Origin of the sequence: Acinetobacter sp. YH12218 (assembly GCF_013417925.1) — a bacterium.
Classification (GTDB): domain Bacteria; phylum Pseudomonadota; class Gammaproteobacteria; order Pseudomonadales; family Moraxellaceae; genus Acinetobacter; species Acinetobacter amyesii.
In genome coordinates, this window is the sequence record NZ_VPDB01000114.1 from 1 (window position 1) to 5,309 (window position 5,309).

Here is a 5,309-nt window from a genome sequence, read left to right on the forward strand (position 1 = left end):
AATTTAGGGATTTTGCGGATATTCATAACCCCTTGTATTCAATATTATGAAGTCATAAGAGAACAGGACGTTCCGCAGAATAAAAATAAATAATCGCACAAGGATCGGCGGCAAGACAGGAGTTATGCCAAGCGAACCAATACGAAAAAGCCCGACAGGATGTCGGGCTTTTTTTATGGCTTAAATTTCTATAACTGAGTATTGATCTGATAGCGTGTATTACGTCCCCCACCTTCCAATTTGACGATACAACCTTTCTCAAGTAAGTCAGATAAATGACGAGTAGCTGTCGCCTTACTTGTTTTAGCAACTTTTTGATATTGTGACGCGCTAATACCATGTTCAAAGCCATTTTCCCCACCGTCTAATAAACGATTGAGGACTTTGCGCTGTTCTTCACTCAGGGCTAAATTTGAATATTTATGCCAAAACTGGCTTTTAAATAATGTCCGATTGATCTGTACTAAGGTTTTTTCAAGGCTATCATTCAATGTATCTAAAAACCAAACTAGCCAATCGGTGATATCAGAATCATTTTTTTGAGTTTGTTCTAATATCTCATAGTAACTTTTACGTTTACTTAATATCGCAGTAGACATTGCATACAAACGGATACTTTGCTCATCCATCTGAGCTAAAGCAAGGTCTGTAAGTGTACGTGTAATACGGCCATTACCATCATCAAAAGGATGTAGAGTAACAAACCATAAATGGGTAATGCCTGCACGTAATAAAGGATCAAGCAGTGAATCATCTAGGCTGTGATTAAACCACCCTATAAAGGCATTTAATCGCTCTGCTAAGCCTTCTCTTGGCGGTGCTTCAAAATGTACTTTAGGATAGTCCAATCGACCTGAAACGACCTGCATAGGCTCTGCCCCCCTAAGTTGACCAATGCGTAAACGGTGCATTGTCCAATCTGGGTCATTGAAAAGCCAACGATGCCACTGCATGAGACGATTAACAGTCAATGGTTGCTTAACATCGTTAAGCGCATCTAGCATGATATTGGCTAAACCTTCTGATCGATCTGAGCTTGGATAAGGCTGTTCAAGTGTGACACCTAAGCGTTGAGCTAGAGATGATCGTAGTGAAAAAACATTGATCGTTTCGTTTTCAATCGCAGATGAAGCAACAAGATTGGCAAGCAGAGTATCTAGGGTGAATTGCTCTTTTGCTAAATCATGCTGACTTTGCCCCAGAATAATCCCTATTTTTTGATGTATCTGTCTGGTTTTAGGTAAGATAACTGAATCTAGCCATGTAAAATTTGTCCAGTTTTCTGCTTGCCAAATCCATTTCTGCATTTTCAATCGCTCATCTAAAATTTCAGATGAGTTGAATATAGCACTTATTCGGCTCATAACAAGAGCCGAATATGATAATTAATCAGCTCATTTTTTATAGGACATTTTAAATAGTTTATCGCATAGACATTTTAATTGGTGAATAACAGAAATATATCGGCTTTTTTATAAACAAACTTGATATGTTTTTCCAAAAAATAGAGATCATTTGAGAATATTTGTATTTTCTACTTTTAAACTCAATTATTTTTAGGGGGATGACCTGAGAGCTATTAGCTCTCGTTTCTTACAATGCGTATCGTATTGGTTTTAAAATACTATCTATAAAATTTTAAAAATTTTTCCACTTACAGTACTTTGAAAAAACATTTCAAAACTAGGTCGAATATCTTCTCCATCAATGGTGATATGTCTTATATTTGAGTGAGATTGCGTATCGGCAAAATGATGATCTACTGTTGCTTGAATAGCTTGTTTAACCCCAAACTGGTCTTTTACGTTGAGAGTCTGTTTAAACATATATATCCCCTTAATAAAATTATAGTGGTAGAAATCTACCCCAATTCTTAATACTTGTTGATGTTGGCTCTAAGCAACTTTATGACTTAATTTAAATAGCTGATTTAAAGAAGTGTAAAATGTACGGCCATCCAAATTTAAATCAACCTCGATTCCAGATGAAAGAAGGACTCTTTTACCTACTTCGATTTTTTTTGAACCTTGACGTGTATTTTGCATTTTATGAAGAGGAATTAATGAAACAATAATTTCAGTACCATTTTTAGATTTTGCAATTAAATTACTTAATTTCAACAAATTTCATCCTATTTTTTAGAAATATTTTAATTTTTAAAACAAATTTTGAAGTATAAAAAAAGCACTCATGAGTGCTTTTTATTACTGTCTATTATTACTTAGATAGCAACAATATTTACAGCATTCGGTCCTTTTTGACCTTGAGCTACACTGAATTCAACTTGCTGGCCTTCCATTAAGGTTTTGAAACCTGAACTTGCGATTTCGCTGAAATGAGCAAAAACGTCTGGACCTGATTCTTGTTGAATGAAACCAAAACCTTTAGTTTCGTTGAACCACTTAACAGTACCTTTAACAACATTTGAGTTTGACATAATATATCCTACTGATTTTTAATAATTTTTAGTCATTATATTGACCGATTATAACTTGAAAAATAATAAAGAATGAAACTTAAAATCTAAAAAACGAAGGATTATGACTAAAACTGCGATACTTAAGGAAGATTTACCGAAACGAGACTTTTTTTCTAGTTGAGTTAAATATACAGTAAAAAGAAAAATAATCAAGTTTTTTTAATAGTTATATTTATTTTTTTGATAAAAGAAAATTATATTTCATAAAAAAGCCTTATAGTCTCTCTCGGAACTATAAGGCTTATTAAGCGCTGTTAGTTTTCTCTTAATCACTTACTTTCCAATGTAAGTTAGCTGTTTTGGCCCTAATTGATACTTAGTCCTTAAACGCTTATTACCTACTATCCTTAGCAGGTTATGAGTACAATTATTTTATCGATAGGTAAAAAATTTAGATATAAGACAAAAGACAAATATTTGAGAAAATCAGTTTAAAAAGCTAACAATTCCACACTCTCCCTTATCTTACCCAGATATTTCCTTAGGTAAGTATTCAGGCTCACAATTAGACAACGCTGTTTGATTTTCAAAGAACGTGGTTACAGCAGATTAGAAATAGGCCAATTATTCGGATTTAAAATTTAAAATTTTTCTAAAATTAAGATAATACACTCTACAAAAAATCCCGTGATTCGGGGCTTTTACTTATTTAACATAAAATCTCTTATGCGAAGTCTCTTTTGTTATTCCCAAGTAGAAATGTCCTACCTAATAACCAAATAGAAATGTCCTATATGGACATTTCCAAGTCAAGCACAGGATTGAATTTCGTTGTTCAATCGCTGTTTTCTGTGCTTGTCTACGTGGCATCTTTTGAGAACGATTGCGTTTGTTTTGGTGTTCCAGTTGTTCATGCTGTTGTTGAATATGTGCCAGCACAGAACCCAAACGTTTATTCTCAACGATCTCTCTCTGGTTGAGCTGACTTAATTTATCAAAGATGCTGTAATTGATTTTTCTTCCCTGATATTCAATGGCTACAGTACCATCCGGATATTCCAGGAACTCAAGATACTTGCCGCCCAATCTTTGATTTTCTTCGCTGTTTTCCAAGATATATACGCATTTATCATAAGTAATCGTCAAGCTGTTCGTGACCCTGCGGGGTTCACGCCAGGTAAAAACATCATCTAATTCTTCGGCTGTTTCAGCGATAGGCCGATGTAGATCCTTGGGATTAAAAGCCATCTTGGCGAATTTACGATTAAATTGCTCAATAAAGCACGGCAGCCACTTATTGGCATCTGCAATTGAACTATGCCTTCTAGACGCATCTCCTTAATCAGACGATCCTGAAGTGTTCTATTCGCTCGTTCTACACGACCTTTGGCTTGAGGGGAGTTAGCGAAAATGATATCGATATTGAGAGTGCTCAGAACACGTCCAAACTGGGTAATCTTGGTGTCTTTCTTGCTACTTTGATTCACCCTAAAAACTGAATGTTTGTCACTGTAAAATGCCAATGGCTTACCATGCTGTTCGATATATAAACGTGTCGAAATCATATAGTCAAAGGCTGACTCTGACGCACAGAAGCGTAAATGCTGCAATTTTCCTGTGGCATCATCGATGAATACTAGCAGACAGCATTTAGGTGCTCGACCTTCAAACCAATCATGGTGTGAGCCATCAATTTGGATCAATTCACCATAACAATCTCGGTTATAACGAGGCTGATATGGTCGTTTCAGGCGCTTGCAGCGAGGGATCCATAAATCGGCTGCAATCATCCAGGAACGCAGGGTTTCTACTGAAAGATCGAATCCATGCACGGTGGTGAGCTTTTCATGCGCTAAAGTGGGTCCGAAACCATAAAGTTGATCTGAAACAATATTGAGACACTTAAGTCTGAGTTCTTCAGGAAGTTTAGAATTGCTGATTTGGCCACGACCGGCATGGGCTAATGCAGCGGGACCTTGAGCTTTGTATTTCTGCAGTAAGCGTCTGATGTGACGTTCTGAGATATGAAGTAGCTGAGCAGCCTGGGATTGAGTTATACGTTGATCACAGATTTCTTGCAAGACCGACAATCGTTTAAGTTCTTTATCCGACATAGACACCAACATATCAAACCGTCCGCTAAGGAAATTGCAAAAGCGCATATTCTAAAAGCGGACATTTTTACTTTGGAGAAACCGGACATTTCTATTTTGGGCTTACACTCTTTGACACTTGTCAAAGATCAATGATTTTTAGATATTTTTTTCACTTTAAGGTAAGCACAGATACAAATTAAAATTCCTGAGAGTACCCAAACATAAGCACCGAATAGAACTGGTTGGCTGTTCTTGCCATCTATAACCAAAATAGTGACAAGACCATAGCACATCATTGCTAAAGTTATACAGCTCCAACGAAATGCCTTGGGATCATTTTCATCTAATAAAAAATATGTAAAAACGAGTGATAAATTTGCCCAAATTGGAAAAACTAAAATAATGGGAAATATTAAAAATTGTAAGAAAAATGAATATACAAAAAGTTCGTATCCTTTCATGCCATCGAATACAGGAAGTAACCAAGAGACAATCAGAATTAAAACAGCCATTAATGAAAAAAAATCGAGGACCTTTTCTTTTGATAAAAATTTCATTCTGAATAATTTATATGTAATTCATCGTAGTTTACTTTAAACCTGTCACTGAACATAGAATGTAAAAAAGCCCGACATCCTGTCGGGCTTTTTCGTATTGGTTCGCTTGGCATGACTCCTGTCGTACCGCCGATCCTTGTGCGATTATTTATTTTTATTCTGCGGAACGTCCTGTTCTCTTATGACTTCATGATATTGAATACAAGGGATTGTGAATATCCGCAAAACCCCTAAATA

The 5,309-nt window shown here is 35.9% G+C and carries 5 protein-coding genes and 1 pseudogene; all 6 read right to left on the reverse strand.

Annotation, left to right across the window (positions count from 1 at the left end; genetic code table 11):
- Positions 1-188: 188 nt before the first annotated feature.
- Positions 189-1,307: a Fic family protein gene (locus FTV03_RS16825; RefSeq protein ID WP_180042308.1), complete on the reverse strand. Its 1,119-nt coding sequence runs from the start codon at positions 1,305-1,307 to the stop codon at positions 189-191.
- A 321-nt stretch (positions 1,308-1,628) separates the two neighbouring features.
- Entirely contained in the window at positions 1,629-1,826 is a 198-nt protein-coding gene (locus FTV03_RS16830; RefSeq protein WP_180042310.1) for a hypothetical protein, read from the reverse strand.
- Positions 1,827-1,895: 69 nt separating this feature from the next.
- The gene (locus FTV03_RS16835) at positions 1,896-2,123 is read right to left on the reverse strand and encodes a hypothetical protein (protein WP_004637137.1); all 228 of its coding nucleotides are present in this window, start codon (positions 2,121-2,123) and stop codon (positions 1,896-1,898) included.
- A 98-nt stretch (positions 2,124-2,221) separates the two neighbouring features.
- Positions 2,222-2,437 carry a cold-shock protein gene (locus tag FTV03_RS16840; RefSeq protein WP_004637138.1) on the reverse strand — a complete coding sequence of 72 codons (216 nt, stop codon included), beginning with the start codon at positions 2,435-2,437 and terminating at the stop codon, positions 2,222-2,224.
- 772 nt (positions 2,438-3,209) lie between these two features.
- Positions 3,210-4,533: pseudogene (locus tag FTV03_RS16845) on the reverse strand (ISNCY family transposase).
- A gap of 128 nt (positions 4,534-4,661) precedes the next feature.
- A complete protein-coding gene (locus FTV03_RS16850) occupies positions 4,662-5,072 on the reverse strand; it encodes a hypothetical protein (protein ID WP_180036212.1) in 411 nt (136 codons plus the stop codon).
- Positions 5,073-5,309: the final 237 nt, after the last annotated feature.

Coding starts and splice junctions, on each gene's coding strand:
- FTV03_RS16825 (WP_180042308.1), bottom strand. CDS start 1,307: ATGCAGAAATGGATTTGGCAAGCAGAAAACTGGACAAATTTTACATGG.
- FTV03_RS16830 (WP_180042310.1), bottom strand. CDS start 1,826: ATGTTTAAACAGACTCTCAACGTAAAAGACCAGTTTGGGGTTAAACAA.
- FTV03_RS16840 (WP_004637138.1), bottom strand. CDS start 2,437: ATGTCAAACTCAAATGTTGTTAAAGGTACTGTTAAGTGGTTCAACGAA.
- FTV03_RS16850 (WP_180036212.1), bottom strand. CDS start 5,072: ATGAAATTTTTATCAAAAGAAAAGGTCCTCGATTTTTTTTCATTAATG.